The 19,472-nt window shown below is 53.5% G+C and carries 14 protein-coding genes; 6 read left to right on the forward strand and 8 right to left on the reverse strand.

The window, feature by feature from the left end:
- The first annotated feature begins 162 nt into the window (after nucleotides 1-162).
- Nucleotides 163-1,647, forward strand: a complete 1,485-nt coding sequence (glpK, locus tag RSA72_RS02735; protein WP_332632723.1) for a glycerol kinase GlpK — start codon at nucleotides 163-165, stop codon at nucleotides 1,645-1,647.
- A gap of 600 nt (nucleotides 1,648-2,247) precedes the next feature.
- Here the strand turns inward: glpK and RSA72_RS02740 are convergent.
- The 3 genes from RSA72_RS02740 to RSA72_RS02750 form a co-directional block, all read right to left on the reverse strand.
- The gene (locus RSA72_RS02740) at nucleotides 2,248-3,777 is read right to left on the reverse strand and encodes a DHA2 family efflux MFS transporter permease subunit (protein WP_332621981.1); all 1,530 of its coding nucleotides are present in this window, start codon (nucleotides 3,775-3,777) and stop codon (nucleotides 2,248-2,250) included.
- 6 nt (nucleotides 3,778-3,783) lie between these two features.
- Nucleotides 3,784-4,920 carry an HlyD family efflux transporter periplasmic adaptor subunit gene (locus tag RSA72_RS02745; RefSeq protein WP_332621980.1) on the reverse strand — a complete coding sequence of 379 codons (1,137 nt, stop codon included), beginning with the start codon at nucleotides 4,918-4,920 and terminating at the stop codon, nucleotides 3,784-3,786.
- A 253-nt stretch (nucleotides 4,921-5,173) separates the two neighbouring features.
- Nucleotides 5,174-5,671, reverse strand: coding sequence for a thioesterase family protein (locus RSA72_RS02750; RefSeq protein ID WP_332621985.1), 498 nt, complete (start codon nucleotides 5,669-5,671; stop codon nucleotides 5,174-5,176).
- A 106-nt stretch (nucleotides 5,672-5,777) separates the two neighbouring features.
- On the opposite strand from RSA72_RS02750, the gene hemB reads away from it, so the two are divergent.
- Together hemB and thiO are read left to right on the forward strand one after the other, a co-directional pair.
- Nucleotides 5,778-6,791, forward strand: a complete 1,014-nt coding sequence (gene hemB, locus RSA72_RS02755) for a porphobilinogen synthase (protein ID WP_332621979.1) — start codon at nucleotides 5,778-5,780, stop codon at nucleotides 6,789-6,791.
- A gap of 21 nt (nucleotides 6,792-6,812) precedes the next feature.
- Nucleotides 6,813-7,934, forward strand: coding sequence for a glycine oxidase ThiO (gene thiO / locus RSA72_RS02760; protein ID WP_332621978.1), 1,122 nt, complete (start codon nucleotides 6,813-6,815; stop codon nucleotides 7,932-7,934).
- Nucleotides 7,935-8,070: 136 nt separating this feature from the next.
- Here thiO and RSA72_RS02765 read toward each other — a convergent pair whose 3' ends face one another.
- Nucleotides 8,071-8,973, reverse strand: coding sequence for a TIGR01777 family oxidoreductase (locus tag RSA72_RS02765; protein ID WP_332621976.1), 903 nt, complete (start codon nucleotides 8,971-8,973; stop codon nucleotides 8,071-8,073).
- A 69-nt stretch (nucleotides 8,974-9,042) separates the two neighbouring features.
- Entirely contained in the window at nucleotides 9,043-9,495 is a 453-nt protein-coding gene (locus RSA72_RS02770; RefSeq protein WP_332621984.1) for an ABZJ_00895 family protein, read from the reverse strand.
- A gap of 911 nt (nucleotides 9,496-10,406) precedes the next feature.
- Here RSA72_RS02770 and RSA72_RS02775 point away from each other — a divergent pair.
- Both RSA72_RS02775 and RSA72_RS02780 read left to right on the forward strand, forming a co-directional pair.
- Nucleotides 10,407-11,660 (forward strand): exonuclease SbcCD subunit D C-terminal domain-containing protein, encoded by a 1,254-nt coding sequence (locus RSA72_RS02775; RefSeq protein WP_332621975.1) that lies wholly within the window; start codon nucleotides 10,407-10,409, stop codon nucleotides 11,658-11,660.
- 9 nt (nucleotides 11,661-11,669) lie between these two features.
- Nucleotides 11,670-15,266, forward strand: coding sequence for an AAA family ATPase (locus tag RSA72_RS02780; RefSeq protein WP_332621974.1), 3,597 nt, complete (start codon nucleotides 11,670-11,672; stop codon nucleotides 15,264-15,266).
- An 86-nt stretch (nucleotides 15,267-15,352) separates the two neighbouring features.
- Here the strand turns inward: RSA72_RS02780 and RSA72_RS02785 are convergent, their stop codons facing one another.
- From RSA72_RS02785 to RSA72_RS02795, 3 genes are all read right to left on the reverse strand, one after another.
- The gene (locus RSA72_RS02785; RefSeq protein ID WP_332621973.1) at nucleotides 15,353-16,168 is read right to left on the reverse strand and encodes a hypothetical protein; all 816 of its coding nucleotides are present in this window, start codon (nucleotides 16,166-16,168) and stop codon (nucleotides 15,353-15,355) included.
- 463 nt (nucleotides 16,169-16,631) lie between these two features.
- Nucleotides 16,632-17,429 carry a thioesterase family protein gene (locus RSA72_RS02790; RefSeq protein WP_332621972.1) on the reverse strand — a complete coding sequence of 266 codons (798 nt, stop codon included), beginning with the start codon at nucleotides 17,427-17,429 and terminating at the stop codon, nucleotides 16,632-16,634.
- A gap of 182 nt (nucleotides 17,430-17,611) precedes the next feature.
- Entirely contained in the window at nucleotides 17,612-18,298 is a 687-nt protein-coding gene (locus RSA72_RS02795) for a YggS family pyridoxal phosphate-dependent enzyme (RefSeq protein ID WP_332621971.1), read from the reverse strand.
- Between the two features lie 123 nt (nucleotides 18,299-18,421).
- Here RSA72_RS02795 and RSA72_RS02800 point away from each other — a divergent pair, with 123 nt between their 5' ends.
- Complete coding sequence (locus RSA72_RS02800; protein WP_332621983.1) at nucleotides 18,422-19,459, forward strand: type IV pilus twitching motility protein PilT; 1,038 nt, start codon at nucleotides 18,422-18,424, stop codon at nucleotides 19,457-19,459.
- The last annotated feature ends 13 nt before the right edge of the window (nucleotides 19,460-19,472 follow it).

Below are 19,472 nucleotides of genomic sequence, written 5' to 3' on the forward strand. Positions count from 1 at the left end.
TCATCACCAGCGTCGAAGCCAGAAACACCCCCAAAGTACAGCGCAATCATAGCACAAATGTCTAAACACGCGGTGTTTTTTTTAAACATTTGCACAATCAGATGCGCTTAATTACATAATTGCGCTAATATTTTGTTTTTCAAGCCTACATAAAGAAAAAATATGAGCTATTTATTGGCACTCGATCAGGGAACGACATCCAGCCGCGCAATTATTTTCAATGAGCACGGGCAGGTTCAGGCAGCGGCTCAGCGCGAAACTCATATCAAAACCCCGCATTCCGGCTGGGTGGAGCAGGACGCTCAGGAAATCTGGAGTTCGCAGATTGCCGTAGTGCAGCAGGCTTTAGCCACGGCGCGGATTCTCGCCAAAGACATTAAGGCGATTGGCCTGACCAACCAGCGGGAAACCACCGTGGTTTGGGACAAGCGCACAGGCAAGCCGCTGGCGCCGGCCATTGTCTGGCAAGACCGCCGCGCCGCCGGCTGGTGCAATCAGCTGATGCAGCAGGGCCTGCACGGCAGCATCCATAAAAAAACCGGCCTGCGCATAGATCCTTATTTCAGCGCGGGCAAGCTGGTCTGGCTGCTGGAAAATACTGCAGGCTTGCGGGAACTGGCGCTGCAGGGCCATGCCGCATTTGGCACCATTGACAGCTGGCTGATCTGGAACCTGACCCAAGGCGCTGAACACGTCATAGAGGCCAGCAATGCTTCCCGCACCATGCTGATGAACCTGCAGGCGCAGCAATGGGATGAAGAACTGCTGCAGCTGTTCAATATTCCGCCGGCGATGCTGCCTAAAATCATCAGTTCAGACAGCTATGTGGCGGATACGGCAACCGGCCTGCTGGGCGCGGATATCCCCATTACCGGGATTTTAGGCGACCAGCAGTCCGCCCTGTTCGGCCAGTCCTGTTTCGATGCTGGCACGGCCAAAAACACCTACGGTACAGGCTGCTTTCTGCTGTTCAATACAGGCAATCAGGTGCAGTTCAGCGCCAATCAGCTGCTGTCTACGCTGGCCTGGCAGGCGCAGGGGCAAACCGTTTACGCGCTTGAAGGCAGCGTATTTATGGCCGGCGCGATTGTGCAGTGGCTGCGCGACGGCCTGGGCATTATTCAAAAAAGCAGCGAAGTGGAAAAGCTGGCCTGCCAAGTCCAGCATACCGATGGCGTGGTTCTCGTTCCGGCATTTACCGGGCTTGGCGCGCCGCATTGGGACAGCGAAGCGCGCGCCCTGCTCTGCGGCATGTCGCGCGGAACCAATAAGGCCCATATTGCCCGGGCGGCGCTGGAGTCAATCGCTTTTCAGGTTTCAGATGTGCTGACCGCCATGCAGTCCGATATTTCCAGCCCGCTGAAGGAATTACGGGTCGACGGCGGCGCCAGCAGCAATGACATGCTGATGCAGTTCCAAGCCGACATTTTAAATGTGCCGGTGCTGCGGCCTAAGCTTTTAGAATCGACCGCATGGGGCGCAGCCGCCATGGCGGGCCTCAAATCCGGGGTGTTTTCCAGCCTGGATGAAATCGCCGCCTCTTGGCAGCTGGAGCGCGCTTTTGAACCGAAGATGAGTGCCGACCAGCGCGGCTATCATCTGGATCTGTGGCAGTCTGCGCTGAAGCGCGCCAAGTCTGATTTATAACAGCATCATCCTTTTAAAGCTCATCCCGCGCGGATGGGCTGAGGATTTCAACCTTCCCTGCCCCTAATGCTGATCAGTTAAGGAGTTTTGCAATAAACTCCTTAACTGATCAGGGCAGTTCACGGCGGAGTCTTACCGTTTTTAAATCGAATTTTGGGAGCTCGTTTTGTTCCTTGCGAAACAGTGTTTCTCATTCGCCAAATGAGAAGCGAAGCTTCGCAAGGAAAGCATCTTGCGGCGCAGTGCGCCTCACCGCGAAACCTGTTCACTTTCTGCACTTGAACAGCTTTCATCGCAAAAACAGTCCATTTCAAAGGCCACCGCTGCGCCTTGCACTGCAAACAAAGCAGTGCTTTGTTTTTGCTCAGGTTGCGGATGACACTTCCGTGTATCAAATAATATCGTAAGTTTAAAAAAGAGAATGCCAATCAGTTTCTTAACTGATTGGCATGATTCCCTGCCCCCTGCTTTTTAAAAAGCTGAGGGGTCTAAAAGGCATCCCAAAAAACCGCGCCGGAAAATAAATAAAGCCAGCCCATTTCCCAACTGGCCTGCTTTATTGCAAAACGCGGTTTTCCATCCGCATGGCTTATGGCCGCTTTAATGTGCATGCCCGCCGCCGCTGGCGCCCGCTTTCGGCTTCGGGCACAGCCAAATAATCAGGGCCGCGAAGATGAAGACCATCGCCAAAATTAAAAATACATGATTCGCCGACAGCGTCAGCGCCTCTTTATCCACCAGGCTGGAAATATAGCCTAATGCGCGCTCTGAACTCATGCCGCTCTGCATTAAGCTGTTTTTCACTTCATCCACATGCAGCGCGCCCGCCATCTCGCTTCTGGCCACTTTGGCATGGTCATCCCAAATAGTGACTGCCAGCGATGCGCCAATCGCGCCCGCCATGGTGCGCAAAAAGTTCATCAAGCCGGCTGCCGAAGCCATTTCCTGCGGCAGCACCGAAGCCAGGGCCATATTCGACAGCGGAATGAAGAAAAACGGCACGGCGAAACCCTGCAGCATCTGCGGCAAGGCCAAGGCCATAAAGTCGGCATCCGTCGTCCAAAAGGCCCGCATCAGCGTTACCCCGCCTAAAATGCTCAGGCCGAAACTGGCCAAGGCGCGCTGGTCATATTTGGCGGCCAGCTTGGCGACCACCGGCGACATGGTCAAGCTGCCAAGGCCCATGGTTGCAGTAAGGTAGCCTGCCCATGTTGCGGTATAGCCCAGGTTAATCTGCAGCCACTGCGGAATCAGCACAATGCTGCCGAAGAACGCGCCGAAGCCAAAAGCCAAGGCCAGCACTGAAACCGTAAAGCCGCGGTATCTGAAAATCTGAATATTGACGATTGGATGGCGCTCTGTCAGCTCCCAAATGGTGAAAACGGTCAGGCCGACAAGCGCGGTCAGCGCCAAAATCACAATAGACGGACTGCTGAACCAGTCGCGTTCATGGCCCAAATCCAGCATCAGCTGCAGTGCGCCGATCCACAGCACCAGCAGCAGCAGGCCGCCTTTATCAATTTTGAGCTGCGCGGTTGCTGTTTCGGCAGGTTTCAATAAACGCATGGCCGCCAGCGCGCAGGCTATGCCGACCGGAATATTGATAAAGAAAATCCAGTGCCAGGACAGGTTGTCGCTGATTGATCCGCCTAAAACCGGCCCTAAAATCGGCCCCACCACGGTGGTCATGGCCCACATGCCCATCGCCTGCGACTGCTTTTCCGGCGGGAAAATCCGCATCAGCAGCATTTGGCTCAGCGGCATAATCGGGCCGCCGAACAGGCCTTGGCCAATCCGGCAGAACACCAGCATCTCCAGGCTGGAAGATAAGCCGCATAAGACCGAAAAAACTGTAAAGCCGATCAGGCTGATAATAAACACCCGCACCCCGCCAAAGCGCCCCGCTAGCCAGCCGGTCAGCGGCACGCAGATCGCTTCGGCGACAGCATAGGAAGTGATGACCCAAGTGCCCTGCGAGCTGGAAACTGCAAGGCTGCCGGTAATATGCGGCACAGAAACATTGGCGATGGTCATGTCCAGCACGACCATAAAGTTGGCCAGCGCCAGAACAAAGGCTGCCAGCATCAGCCGCCCGCCTTTCAGGTCGCCATACGGTACATAGTGATTCATAGGCGCTTACTTCGATGACAGGTCGATTTTCACTTCCATCGATAAGCCGACGCGCAGCGGATGCTCAGCCAGCTGTTTCGGATCCAGCTGAATGCGTATCGGCAGGCGCTGCACCACTTTAATCCAGTTGCCTGTGGCATTCTGCGCAGGAATCAGGGCAAAGGCTGCGCCCGTGCCGCCGGAAAAGCCGGCCACTGTGCCATGATATTCCACGGCCTCACCGTACAAATCTGAAGTCAGCACCGCTTTCTGGCCCGGACGGACTTTTTCCAGCTGGCTTTCCTTAAAGTTGGCGTCAACATACAGCTGCGACACTGGAACCACCATCATCAGCACCGCGCCCGGCGCCACCCGCTGGCCAGCCTGAATATTGCGCCGCGTCACCACGCCGTCAAACGGCGCTTTAATTTCTGTGCGCTCTAAATCAAGCAGGGCCTGTTTCAAGCGCGCCTGCGCAATCAGCACATCTGGCGCCGAGTTTTCATTGCTGCCGCGAATCAGGGCTTCATTGGCTGCAAAAGTGCTTTGCGCAGCCTTTTGGCTGGATTTGGCCTGCGCCAGACCGGCTTGCGCCAAGTCATGGCCGGCCTGCGCGTTATTCAATGCGCTTTGCGCTGAACTCAGCTCTTCTTTGGAAATTGCCCCCGAAGCGCTCAGCTGCCGGCGCCGGCTGAACTCATCCTTTGCCTTGTCCAGCTCGGCTTTGGCCTTCGCCACTTGCGCTGCTGCGCTGTGAATGCCGTCATCGCTGACAAAGACCTGCGAATTCAGCGCGCTGCTGTTGGCCTGGGTCTGCCTGTACTGGCGCTGCGCTTTCATCAGTTCCGCTTTGGCTTGCGCCAGCGCAATTTCAGCATCGCGCGGATCGATCTGCACCAGCACATCGCCCTTTTTCACCTGCCGGGTATCGCTGACCAGCACCTGCGCCACTTGGCCTGTCACCATAGAGGTCACTGACGCGGTTTCCGCGCCGACATAGGCATTGTCGGTGCTGACGGAGCTGTTGAAAAAAACTTTCCAAATCAGGTACAGCGCCAGCGCAAGAACTAAAATAATGCCGATCAGGCCTAAAGCTTTCCTGCGCTTGGCTTTAAGCTGCTGATCGCCGGGCGAATCCAGCAGGGTGTTTTGAGCATCTGTCATCGATTTTTCCTAAATCCAGCAGACTTGGTCACCCGGCATCATCCCTGCGCTTGACTCAGGATGCGGACATTTTTGTCCCAAATGCTGTCGATGAGAAAGTCATTTTTTAAAATTTGACGCATTTTAAAGTGAAATAATCATATTTTGAGAATATAAAATGTAACTGATCAGTCTTTTTCCATCCTGCGGCGCCAGATTTTCATCTGGCGGCGCAAATTATAGTTAATTATTATTGATTTAGCTTAAGCCAAGCTCAGTAGGCATAAGAGGCGATCGCCGTCGCAATCGCCTTGCCTTCATCATTGACCAGCGTCATGCGCATGGTGCAGCCCTTGCGGCCTAAGCGCAGGGTTTCAGCGCGCGCAATAAAGTGCTTGCCGCGGCCCGGCGCCAGATAGTCCACCCGCATATCGACTGTCGCCAGGCGGGTCACCTTTTTAATGGCATCGGGAAGCTCATCAGCTTCGGCCTTTTTATACAGCTCGCCCATCGCCGCAATGCCGCCGATGCTGTCCAGAATAGTCGCAGCGACGCCGCCGTGCAGAATCTGAAAGGCCACATTGCCGATCATGAAAGGCTGCATTTCAATATAGGCTTCAATTTGCCCATCGGCAACGCGCATCAGCATATCGTTGTGCTTAAAGTAAGGAGAGCTGTTAAATGCATGGCACAGCTGCTTGAGGACAACATTTATATCCGCTTTTGCACCCAAATGAATATTTCCTGTCCAATTTTTATCTGAATCACTCATCATCTGCCCGGATACCTTAATTTGAGAAATAGCGCTTAACTTATGCCCCAAAAACCGATTCTGGGGCTACAATAGCGCCAGTTTAATACTGATCAATGGGATTGTTATGACTTATACGTTCAATCGCCCGGCATTTCCTGCCACCCGCATGCGCCGCATCCGCAAAAATGACCAGCTCCGCGCCATGGTGCGTGAAACCCAGCTGACGGCCGATCATCTCATTTATCCAGTATTTGTCCTGCCGGGCCAGAATCAGACCCAGGATATTCCCAGCATGCCCGGCATTCAGCGCCTGTCGGCGGATCTGCTGCTGAAAAAATCTGAGCGCCTGCTGGAACTGGGCGTGTCAAAGCTGGCGCTGTTTCCAGTTACCCCGCATCAAGACAAAAGCCTGACCGCAGAAGCCGCCTGGCGTGAAGACGGATTAGTGCAAAATACGGTGCGCCTGCTGAAAAAAGAGCTGCCGGAAATGGTGCTGATTACTGACGGCGCGCTCGACCCCTATACCACGCACGGCCAAGACGGCATTATTGATGACACCGGCTATGTGCTGAATGATGAAACCGTTGAATGCCTGATTAAGCAGGCTTTAAGCCATGCCGAAGCCGGCGCTGACGTGGTCGCGCCCAGCGACATGATGGACGGGCGCATTGGCGCCATCCGCCAAGCTTTGGAAGCCAATGGCCACATCTACACCAGCATCATGGCCTATTCGGCAAAATACGCCTCCAGCTTCTACGGCCCCTTCCGCGATGCGGTCGGCTCATCCGGCAACCTGAAAGGCGGCAACAAATACAATTACCAGATGGATGTCGGCAACCGCGCGGAAGCGCTGCATGAAATTGCGCTGGATATTCAGGAAGGCGCAGACATGGTGATTGTCAAGCCGGGCATGCCCTATCTGGACATTGTGCGCGAAGCGAAAGACACCTTTGGCGTGCCGACCTTCGTATATCAGGTCAGTGGCGAATACGCCATGCTGGCTGGCGCGATTCAGAACGGCTGGCTGTCTGACAGCGTAATTATTGAATCCCTGATGAGCTGCCGCCGCGCCGGCGCTGACGGCATCTGGACTTATTTTGCTGAAGAAGCTGCGCTGAAACTCAAAGACATGAAATAAACGGACTTTAGCCATTTAAAAATGAAAGTTGCCATTATTGGCGCAGGCATCAGCGGCTTGCTGTCTGCGCTCGAACTGATTGAACAGGGCTGTTCCGTCACGATTTTTGATCAGCAGCAGGCCGGAAAAGCAGCCTCATGGGCCGGCGGCGGCATCCTCTCGCCCATGTATCCCTGGCGCTATCCGCAGGCTGTCAATGAGCTCGCCCAGCACGGCAAAGCGCTGTATCAGGCATGGAATGAAAAATTAAGGCCGGTCAGCGGCATTGATTTTGAAATTCATGACAGCGGCATGCTGATTTTTGATGAAGATGATTTTGAAACCGGCCTGAATTACTCTGCCCGGCATCAGGAGCCGATGCAGCAATGCGAATACCTGCAGCGGGAACAGCTGGAGCAGGTCAATCCGCACATTGCGGCGCAGTTCCGGCACGCCATTTATTTTCCGCAGCTTGCCAATGTGCGCAACCCCCGCCTGCTGCAGTCGCTTACCGCCTACTTAAAGCAGCATCCGCTGGTGCAGTTTATTGAGCATTGCCCGGTTGCGCAGCTGCAGATTCAGCATCAGCGCATTCAGTCCATTCAAACCGCGGACGGCGCGCGGCATAGGGCAGATCAGTATGTGCTGGCCACCGGCGCGTGGTCTGCACATTGGGCGGCGCAGCTGCAGCTGGATATTCCGGTTCAGCCGATTCAGGGCCAGATGGTGCTGTTCAAGGCCCCGGCGCACTGGCTGCCGACCATGTGCATGAATAAAGTCATGTACTTGATTCCGCGCGCAGACGGCCATATTGTCTGCGGTTCCAGCACCCTGCAGGCCGGCTTCAGCACCGCGCCGGATGCTGCCGTGCAGCGCAGCATTCTGCAGGCCTGCTTTGAAATGGTGCCTGAGCTGGAACAGTTTCCGATTGTGCAGCAGTGGGCCGGCTTAAGGCCCGGCTCACCGGCGGGCGTGCCTTATATCGGAAAAATGCCGGATCTGGAGAATCTCTGGGCCAATTTCGGCCATTACCGCAATGGCTTATGCATGGGGCCGGCCTCGGCGCAGCTGCTGCGCCAGCTGATGCTGAAGCAGCCTGTGCTGGCCTGCCCGGATGCCTACGACCCTGCGCAGCTTGCCGGAATGCGCGCGCCAGCGCTTTGAACGGCCCAAGAGCACCAGCCATCCGCTTGAATGCTGAAAATGCGGGGCTGAAAGCTGCGCCGGAAATGGCGCAGTTTTCAGGCTTTAAGCGCCTGAATCCTCCAAGATAGCGGATGCCTCAGACGCCCTGAATTGATCAGCCCAGCACATCCGCCAGCGCTTCTTTCATTGCTGGAAATTCAAAGCTGAATCCCGCCTCAGTCAGCGCCTGCGGCTTGACATACTGCCCGTTCAGCAGCAGCTGCGACTGTTCACCCAGCAGGCACTTGAAAACAAATGCCGGCATACACAGCAAGGGGCGCTTTTTCAGCTGGCGCGCAGCCAGTTCAGCAAACTGCGCCTGAGGAACGCTTCCCGGCGCAGTCAGATTGAAAACTTTCGCCTCTGTCGGCCGGGTCATTAGAAATTCAATGCCCCGCAGCACATCGCGGATATGCACCCAAACCACAGGCTGCCGGCCATGGCCAATCCTGCCGATTAAATTCATGCGGATCGGCATCAGCATCTGCGGCAAAATGCCGCCTTTGGCCGCAAACACGATACCTAGGCGGATAATCTTCGTATTCTGCTGCGGAAACTGCCGCGCCGCCTGCTCCCACTGCTGGCACAGTTCGGACTGAAAGATCGGCTGCGGCGGCGAATCTTCAGTGCAGGGCTGCTGCCATTTTTCCTCCGGGTCGATGCCGTAATAGCCCACAGCGGAACCGGAAATAATGCACTTCGGCGCAATCCGGCGCCGTTCCAGATAGCTGTAGAGGTTTTGCGTGGTCTGCACCCGGCTTTGAATCAGCTGCTGCTTGCGCTGCGCTGTCCAGCGCCCTTTGCCAATGCTTTCGCCGGCCAAATTAATCACATAATCAATCTGGTCGGTTTTCAGCTCATCCAGCCGCTGCACCCAAGTCAGGTCAGGATGGCTTGAGGTTCTGCCGCTTTGCCGGCTTAGGCCGATGACGGCATAATCCTTGGACAGCAAGTACTTAATTAAATGCGAGCCGATAAAGCCGCTGGCCCCTGTAATCAACACCCGTTCTTTATGCATAAAGCGCTCTCATTTTTAAACTGGCTGGCTGCAGTTATCTATAGAATAAGATCAGCTTTTGTTCAAGCCTTATTCTGCGCCGAACATTTTCTGCGCCATGCGGCGCGCTTGCGGGCCGTAGAACCAGTAGGTCAGCAGATACAATGGAATGGCGATCAGCAAGGCCATAATCAGCACAATGCTGAGAAACTGCGGCTGCTGCAGGTACAGCAGGAAATTCTGCCAGATTTCAGGGTCTTTGTAGGCAAAAACCGCAATACCCAGAATTTGAAAGGCGATATTGTAGCCCCAGAAAATCAGGCTGAAGCCCAAAGTGAGCTTTTTGCGCTCAGCCTGCGCCGGCGCACGCCGGTTGCGCTTCAGGAAGATAAACAGCACCCAGATCATGGCTGCAATGTACGGCACAGCCGTCAGCACGCCACCGACGCCTAAAGGCAGAAAAGCCGCCAGTACGCCGCACAGGCAAGTCACGGCAAAGCAGATCAGAAAAAATATTATAAAATAGCGCTTTAGAGACATCAGAACGATGACCGGAAAAAAATAATGCAGCCAGTATAAAAAAAAATGAGTTTTTTTTCATTTTATTGTCAACCGATCTGAAACTGCACGCGTTATATAGGGTACAAGGTCTGTAGCAACCGATGATTTGTACTGGCATCCGCAATGTTTCGGTGACCTTTTCTTAAAGCAATAAGCTTCATTTCAAGCTTAGGTTTTAAACAGCAGCTAAAACCTCAACTTGGAATAGATTTTTTGACCGGCGATTTATCATCACTCGAATCGCCGGTCTTTTATTTTCTATCATTTATTTTAAGCTGTTTTTTGAGCAATAAAATGCCCATCTTTGCCCAATGTTCCGGCAATCAGGCCAATCCACTCCCCCCCTATAGCTAAATTCTAAAGTCTGCATTACAAATCATTGCCTATAAAATATGGTTGCACTGAATTTTAGTCGCGTTAACTATTTCGGCAATTAACGATGATGCTTGCACTGCCTCATTTTTGCTTTAAAAGTTTCAATGCCTTTGCGCAAGCAATATTTTACTTTGGAAAGACCCAAAGTAAACAAAAGTCTTTTGTTGCCCATACACGGCGTCCTTGCCGTGATGGGCAACGTGCGGCATCCATGCCGCACACACGTATCTGAAGTTTATTTTACTCAAGAGTCTAGGACGCTAAGGGGGGGGCACGGAATCGTTTAAGAAAACTTAGCTATATCGCTAAATTTTGAAATCTGTACCAAACATAATTTCCCATAAAATATGATTTCATTAGGTTTTGTGTGTGGTAGCTATTTAGGTAATTAGCTATAGATGAAAATGCAAAATAAATGCAGAGCGCTGAACAGCCGGACACGCCTTTTAAACAGGCTGCTTATTCGCGCTAGCAAAATATGCTAAGTTGTGCAGGGCATTTCCACTATTCAGGTTCACATGACTGTACGCTTTTTTCATACTTCCGACTGGCATTTAGGGCAATTCTTTTACAACCATTCGCGCCAGTATGAACATGAACAGTTTTTAGCCTGGCTGCTGGAACAGATTAAGGCCAGACAGCCGAATGCCCTGCTGATCGCCGGCGATATTTTTGATGTCATCAATCCCGCATCCAGCGCGCAAAAGCAGCTGTATCAGTTTTTAGCCGATGCCCACAGCCTTGCGCCGCAGATGCAGACCCTGATGATTGCCGGCAATCACGACTCCGGCTACCGCATTGAGCAGGTTGAACCGCTGCTGGAAAAATACCATGCCAAAACTGTGGGCGTGATTCATAAAGATGCCGATGGCCAGCTGGATTTAGAACGCCTGCTGGTGCCTATTTACGATGCGGATCAGAATATCGCAGCATGGTGCCTGACCTTGCCCTTTCTGCGCCCTGCGGAAATTACCGGCATCAATGAACATACCGCCAGCAGCCAAAGCGCAATTGCCTATCTGCATCAGCAGCTGATTGCCGAAGCGAAAAAAAGAAAAACTGCCGGTCAGGCGCTGATCCTTATGTCGCATGCGCATATGCAGGGCGCGGAGACTTCCGACTCGGAACGCCCGATTATCATCGGCAATGAAGAAGCCCTTTCGACCGCTTTATTTGATGAGGTGATTGATTATGTGGCGCTTGGGCACCTGCATAAGCCGCAGAAAGTCGGGCAGTTGCATATCCGCTACAGCGGCTCGCCGATTCCTCTGTCCTTCAGTGAAATTAATTATAAGCATCAGGTCGTTGAAGTGACGATTCATCCGGAACAAAACGCGGAATCGCGCCTGCAGCTGCAGGCGCTGGCCATTCCGCGCAGCGTGCAGCTGCATAAAATTAAAGGCGCGCTGGAGGATGTCTTCATTCAATTAAAAGCTTTGCCAAGCGGAGAAATCGGCCATATCGACCAGCGCGAATATGTCGATATTGAATACCATACCGATGCGCCGCCGCCGCCGAATTTAAGGCAGCAGCTGGAAGATGCCCTGCCGCCCGGCCGCTACCGCCTAGTGCGGATTACCCGGCAGTATTTGGCTTCTGAAAATAACGGCGCTGCAGCTGATGCGGCGCATTTGGAGCCGCCGACGCCGGAAAAGCTGTTCCAGCAGATTTGGGAAAAGCAGGGCTATGCTGCCGATAATGAGGTGCTGAGCGATTTTATGAGCCTGGTGCATGACGCGCAGAAATCGCTTGAATCTGAACCGCAGCCTTAAGGACGCGCCATGAAAATTCTATCCATCCGCATGAAAAATCTGGCGTCAATTTCCGGCGAGCATTTCATTGATTTTGAAGCGGAGCCTTTGGCCAATGCCGGCTTGATTGCGATTGTCGGCAAAACCGGCGCCGGCAAATCCACCATTTTAGACGCCATGTGCCTCGCGCTATTCAACCGCATTCCGCGCTTGAAAGACAGCGACGGCAAACTCACCGATGCCGACGGCTCAGAGCTGCTGACCAACTCCCCGCTGACGGTGCTGCGGCGCGGCGCGGCGCACGGCTTTGCCGAACTGTGCTTTGTGGCGCAGGATCAAAAGCGCTATTTGGCGCGCTGGGAATTAAAGCGCGCGCGCGAAAAAGCCGACGGCCGGCTGCAAAGCGTGCAGCGCTATTTAACCTGCCTGAGCGACGGCGTAGTGGTTGCTGACAAAGCCAAGGCGGTGGATGCCGGCATTTTGAAAGTCACCCAGCTCAGCTTTGAGCAGTTTACCCGCGCGGTGCTGCTGGCGCAGTCAGAAGTCACGGCCTTTTTAAAAGCCCGCGACAATGAGCGCGGCGAGCTTCTGGAATATCTGACCAATTCATCAATCTTTGGGAAAATTGGCCAGCTGGCCTATGAAAAAACCAAGCAGGCTGCCGGCCAGCGCAAAGAACTGGAAAATATTTTAGGCCATATTGAGATTTTATCGGATGAAGAAACCGCTGAATCAGCCGCTGCATTGCAGCAGGCCGAGGCCGGCTGCATAAAGCTTGAGGCGGAAAAATCCCGGCTGGATAAACAGCAGCAGTGGTTTGAACGCAGGCACAAGCTGGACGGCGAAATTATTTTGAAGCAGCAGCTGGCGGAGATTCAGCGCAAGGCGCTGCAGGATTTAATGCCTGAACGGGAACGCTTAAACCGCTTGGAAATATTTTCAGGGATTCGCCCAAGCGTGTTCCAGCAGCAGCAATTGCTCAAGGCTGAACAGCAGCTGGCGCCGCAGCTGCAAAAACAGCAGCAGCTGTTTGACGGCTTACTGATGCAGTTTGAAGCTGAAAAAGCGCAATTCAGTCAAGCCGAAAGCGCACTCGCTGAACTGCAAGAGTTTGAAAATAAAAATTTTGACGCCATCAATCAGGTTCGCCACTGCAATGCCGAGCGTGACCGCATCGGCGCAGAATTCAAAAAAATTCAGGCGAAACTGACCGGTTTGGAGCAGGCCAAAGCGCCCTTGACGGATCAGCAGCAGGCATTGCAGCAGCAGATGCAGCAGATGGCTGAGCAGCAAGCGCAGCTCAATCAGCAGCTTGCAGAAACCCGGCAGTTTGCAGCTTTGGACAAAGGCATCACGGCGCATCTGCAGCAGCTTGGCCAGTTCATTCAGCAGTATCAAAGCATTGAAAATCAATTAGGAAATATTGCCCAAGCTGAACAGCGGCTGATTGAACAAAAAACGCAGCTGCAGCAGTCTGCAGATCAAGCTGGCGGCATTGAACAGCTTGAAGCGAAAATTGAACAGGCGCGCCGGCAGCGCGACATCAAAATCAGTCAGCGCAATCAGCTGGATGCTATTCAGCAGAAGCTGGCGCAGTTTTTTGAATGGCAGGCTGAATCGCGACAATTGCAAGAGCAGCTGAAAGCGTCTTCAGCACAGCTGCAGCAGCTGGAACACAGCACATTCAGCGCTGAACAGAATTTTCAGGCTGCCAAAGATGCCCGCTTAAAATTGCAGGAAGTTTTGCAGCAGCAACGCCTCCTGCATACGGAAAATGTTGAACATCTGCGCGCCGAATTAACAGATGGCGAACCCTGCTTAGTTTGCGGGAGCACCTCCCACCCCTATAAAGCGGATGATGCGGCCGTGTCCAAAGCGCTGTTTGAACTGCAGCAGCTGCAGGAACAGCAGGCTGCGCAAAAAGAACAGAATGCCTTTAAAGCTTGGCAGCTGGCGCAGCAGCAGCTGGCCCGGCTGAATGCTGAATTGGCGCAGCTTAAAGTATCAATGCAGAATACATCGGACAAAACCGCCACTGCTGCCAAGGCTTTAACCGAACAGTGCAAAATAGCCAATATTCAGCTCGATTTAACTCTGGCGCAGCCTGAGGCCGTGGCGCAGGCAGCGCAGATCCAGCAAAGCTTTACTCTGGATATTCAGCAGCTTGAAGAGCAATCCAGTCTTTGGATTCAGAGCATTAAAGCGCAGCAGCAGCTGATGCAAAAGATTCAGCAGGCCGAACATCTGCTGCAAACAGCACAGCATCAGCAGAGCCAAGTTCAGCATATTGCGGACTGCCTGCCAGACAGCGAGATTGCGCTATGGCAGCAGCAGAGCACCGCCGCTGCGCAGCAGGTTTACAGCTGCTTAAACCGCCGCGCCCGGCAGCTGGAACAGCATGAGCAGCTGAAGCAGCAGCTGGAGCTGAAGCATCAGGAACTCAATACCCTCCAGCTGAATCTTGCCAATACAGCCAAGCAGATTGAGGATGCGGCGCACAGCCTCAATGAGATTAAACTCAGCGGGCAGCATAACACGGAAACCGCACATCAGCTGATTCTGCAAATGACCGGTTTAAGCGACGCTAAGCCGAATGAATGGCTGCTTCAGCACGATCTGCACCGCCAGCAGACGCAGCAGCGGCATCAGCAGCTCAAGCAAGTTTTTGACTGCATCCGCCATCAATTTGAACAGGAAAAGAGCGCGCTGGAGCAGCTGAAAGCGCAGCTGCAGCAGAACCGGCACAGCGCAAATCTGGTGAAGCAGGATATTCAGCAATGGCTTGCCCAGCACACGGACTTCCAGCTGCAGGATTTAGACCCTCTAGCGCAGATCAGCCCGGCGCAAGAACAGCAAATAAGGCAACAGCTGCAAAATACCGAACGCCTATGCAATGAAGCAAGCGCCGCGCTGAAAACCATGCAGGAGCAATTGGCTGAGCATGCAGCGCATCAGCCTGAAATTGATTTGACCCAGCTGCAGCAATTGACTGTGCAGAATGCAGAAATACTGAAAACACAGTTTGAGCATCGGGATCAGCTCAGGCTGAAACTGGAGCTGCATCAGCAGAATGCAGCCAAACAGAAGCAGTTCGCCGAGCAGATTCAGCAAGTGCAGCAGCAGGAGCAGCGCTGGGGCAAAATTTCCGGCCTGATTGGCGACTCCAAAGGCAAAGACTTCCGCGATTATGCACAGCAGTATAATCTGGACATTCTGCTGGAGCATGCCAATCAGCAGCTGGCGATGCTGTCGCAGCGCTATACTTTAAAGCGTTTGGACAATTCCCTCAGCCTGGCCATTATTGACCATGACATGGACGGCGAAACCCGTTCCGTCGCTTCGCTTTCCGGCGGAGAGTCTTTCCTAACCGCCCTCGCCCTGTCGCTGGCGATTGCCAATATGGCCTCCGGTTCCATGAAAATCGAATCGCTGTTTATTGATGAAGGCTTCGGCACGCTGGATGCATGCTCCCTGCATATGGTGATGAATGCGCTGGATCAGCTGCAGAACCAGGGGCGCAAGGTGGTGCTGATCTCGCATATACAGGAAATGCATGAGCGCATTCCCGTGCAGATTCAGGTGCGGCCTTTAGGCGCAGGCGCAAGCACAATTGAAGTGGTGTGCTGAAGCGCCATCGCGCCTGTCCTGAGCATTAAGGCATCAAGATGCGGCGGGCTATTTCTGCGGAAACAGCCTGCCGCTTCAGGCAGCCATCAATTGCGGTCAGCAGGGAAAGCATTCGGCGCAGGCGCATATTTGCCTTCCGGCTGCTTGGCGGCGCGCGGAACATTCAGCTCATATACGGCCGTCCCAATGACTCCAGTATTCTGAATTGAGCCGTGGGCCGAGTTGGCTGCATAAGAGTCCTTAGGCTTGCTGAAAGTAAAGGACGCCACGGATGAACTGCTCTTTCTGAAGCCTTCAATCGCAAAAGAACTGTAAGGGCGCAGCACATAACCGCTGCTGTAGCGCGAAGCTTTCTGGCCATTCAATACGTCCAAGCCATCTACGCTGGCGACAATTTCAAAGGTCTGCGCGCTGCTGTTGCTGTATTTCAGCTGATAGCTCTGCCCATCATTGGCGGAAAGATAATAATTCTGCCCGTCACGGTACAGCGGCAGCGCGCGCCCGCGGTCATCGGTCACGGCAAAGCTGACTTTGCCTGAAGCCAAAGAAATGCTGCTGATGCTGCGCCCGGAGAACTGCTTACCCGCATAGCGGACCTGCACTTCTGACAGCGGCGCTGCCGATAGGCGCTTTAAATCCACCTCGGTAACATGCGAGCTGATCTCATCACCCCACTTAGTGCCTAGGCGTTCCCCTGAACTGATGCTGCTGTTCAGTGAAGGCGCTGGCGCCGCTGCGGCCTTTGCCAGCCCTGAAGCGGAGGCTTGCGCATCCGCAGCTTCAGCTTCCATCTGCTGAGCAGCAGATTCAGACTGCTGCACTGCGGTCGAGCTGCAGGCCGCCAGCAAGCCAGCAGCCAGCGCTGCTAAAAAAGTCCATAAAACTGCATATAATCGCGCCATCTGAATATCCTGTTATTAGAATGTTTTACAGGCAGTATAAAAGAGCCGCTGAAGCCATGCAGGAAAAGTTTGTTGGCTTATTATAACTGCCGCAAAGCGTGGAAATTCAGGCCGACTTCCCTTCTCAGGCCAATTTCTAGCCTCAGCAAAACGCCGCTGAAAGCCGGTCAGCTGTCCTAATGCCAGTCAGTTAAGAGTAATTTATCAGTAGATCTCTTTCATCAATCAACAAGTGATCATTAATTGACAGTGAAATTAATATTGAGAGTTTCTTCTCTTGCGCCATATATAGCTCAGGGAGAAGATTAGGATGAGGGATTTTTTTTAATAAAATCCCCTCCCTAGCCCTCTCCTTAAAAAGGAGAGGGAATTCCCATTGTGAATTAAATATTGTTTAAAAATGACTTATGAAAGGAGTCTATTACTGATTATTCCCACCTAACCTCGAGCCATCTGGCATCAGTCAGCCGACCGGCCTTAAGGTCAGAATCTGCTCGCTGCGGCCAAAGGGGCCGTAAATGTCATGCAGCACCGAACTGGTCAGGCCTATGCCGTCATCGCCATACTGCTGCACTGTTTCCAGACCCAGCCACTTGCCCTGCGGCATGCGGTGCAGGTGAATCTGCAAATCCAGATTCGGAAAGCCCCATGTAAACGGCCACGGCTGGCGCGGCGCAATGCCGTTTGCAGTGTCCACCAAGCCCATCAGGCGCACAAAATCAGAGCTGCCTTCGCCTGCAACCATCGCATGCTTTGTGCTGAGCCAGACAATGCCCTTGCCTGCACGGCGCTCATGGCTTCTGGCTTCCACCGACTGAATGTAGCCTCCCGGCCACTGGCGGATGCCTTCCCACAGCGGCGCATCTTCCGGGCCAAAAACCGAAGGGTCTTCAAGGCCTTTTACCGGCTGGCTGTTTTGCGTCGCCATGCGCCAAGTGCGGGCCGCAATGCAGGCCTTGCCCTGCGCCTTCATTTCCGACTCAATCAGTTCAATGGTCCTGCCGGGCCGGATAACCTTTGTGCTGATGCTGAATTCACCTGCAGGAATCAGGCCCAGAATATCCAGGCTGATGCGGCCGATGCGCATATCGCTGCGCGGCGCAAAGCGCTCCAGCTCGGCGCAGATGATGCCGGTTGCCGGCGCCATATGCTGCTCGTGCTCATTCCATGCGCCCTGCGCCAATGGCGTCGAGCGGTAATGCGCGGTGACGGTGCCGGCGGCATCCGTTCCGCGCTCAATCAATTGATAGTATGCGGTCATGAACTTTCCTGTTTATTGCCTGAATTGAGCTGCTTCGCTATCCAAGCTATCAATATATCGTGTGTTTTTTGTACTCAACTTTAGTGGAAAGTTCAATTGATAATGCAAAAACTGAACCAAGGGGTTCAGTTTTCTGCCGCTCAATGGCCTGCAAATGCGCTGCAGCCTGCACAAAACCTCAGCTATTGAGCATAATCCCGCGCGCCGAATAAAGCGGTGCCGACACGCACCAGCGTTGAACCGGCCGCCACGGCTGCAGCCATATCGCCGGACATTCCCATGCTCAAAGTATCCCACTGTTCAGGATGCGCATGCTGCGCTTTCACCTGATCAAACAGCTGCCGGGCGTCGGCAAAGGCCTGCACATTATGCGGCGCGGGAATGACCATCAGGCCGCGCAATGCCAAATTAGGCAGCCGGCTGATCCGCTGCACCAGTTCCGGAACCTCAGCAGGCGGGCAGCCGTCTTTACTCTCCTGCCCATCAATATTGACCTGCAGGCAAATATTCAAAGGCGCTTGCGCAACGCCGCGCTGGCTGGACAGGCGCTCTGCGATAATCAGCCGGTCAACCCCATGCACCCAGGCAAATTTTTCAGCCAAATGCTTGGTTTTATTGCGCTGCACATGGCCAATAAAGTGCCATTCAATGTCCAGGTCAGGCAGCGCTTCAATTTTATCCAAAGCTTCCTGCAGGTAATTCTCGCCGAATGCGCGCTGGCCGGCAGCATGCATTGCGCGCAGCATTTCACTGGGATGCGTTTTTGACACCGCCAATAGCTGCACGGATTGCGCATCGCGCCCTGCCTGCAGGCAGGCCTGCTGAATCTGGCGCAGCACCTGCGCTCTGGCGTGTTGAAGTGTATTCATTGACGGGGTTCTCATTTCATTCATCTTTTTTTGCTTTGCTCAGCAACTAACAGTTGGTTAAGCTGAGGGAAAGCCTTATTATTCTAGCAAAATAATTAAGATTTAGACGCTCTCGGGGACATCATGGACATTACAGAATTATTGGCATTTTCCGCTAAAAACGGCGCATCGGATTTACACTTGTCTGCAGGCATGCCGCCGATGATCCGTGTGGATGGCGAAGTGCGCCGCATCAACTTGCCGCCGCTTGAGCATAAAGAAGTGCACAAGCTGGTGTACGATATCATGAATGATAAGCAGCGCCGTGACTTTGAAGAAAAACTGGAAACTGACTTTTCATTTGAAGTGCCGGGCGTGGCGCGTTTCCGTGTCAACGCATTCAACCAGAACCGCGGCGCAGGCGCAGTATTCCGTACCATTCCCTCCAAAGTGCTTTCCATGGAAGACTTGGGCATGGGGCAAATCTTTAAAGATATCTGCGAATATCCGCGCGGCATTGTGCTGGTCACCGGCCCGACCGGTTCTGGCAAATCGACAACTTTAGCCGCCATGATGGACTACATTAACGACAACCGCTATGACCATATTCTGACCGTCGAAGACCCGATTGAATTTGTGCATACTTCTAAAAAATGCCTGATCAACCAGCGTGAAGTGCACCGCGATACCCACGGCTTCAATGAAGCCCTGCGTTCCGCGCTGCGTGAAGACCCGGATATTATTCTGGTCGGCGAGATGCGTGACCTGGAAACGATCCGCCTGGCGCTGACCGCTGCCGAAACCGGCCACTTGGTGTTCGGCACGCTGCATACAACTTCGGCTGCCAAAACCATTGACCGTGTGATTGACGTATTCCCTGCCGAAGAAAAAGACATGGTGCGCGCCATGCTTTCTGAATCTCTGCAGGCGGTTATTTCCCAGACCTTATTGAAGAAAAATGGCGGCGGCCGTGTGGCTGCGCATGAAATCATGATCGGCATTCCGGCCATCCGCAACCTGATCCGTGAAAACAAGGTCGCGCAGATGTATTCCGCCATTCAAACCGGCGCAAACTACGGCATGACCACGCTGGACCAGAGCTTAAAAACGCTGGTGTCCAAAGGCATCATCAGCCCTCAGGCTGCCCGCACGGCAGCCAAACAGCCTGAATCTTTCCTATAAAAATAATCTTGCT

The organism is Acinetobacter sp. (assembly GCF_036659555.1).
Classification (GTDB): Bacteria; Pseudomonadota; Gammaproteobacteria; order Pseudomonadales; family Moraxellaceae; genus Acinetobacter.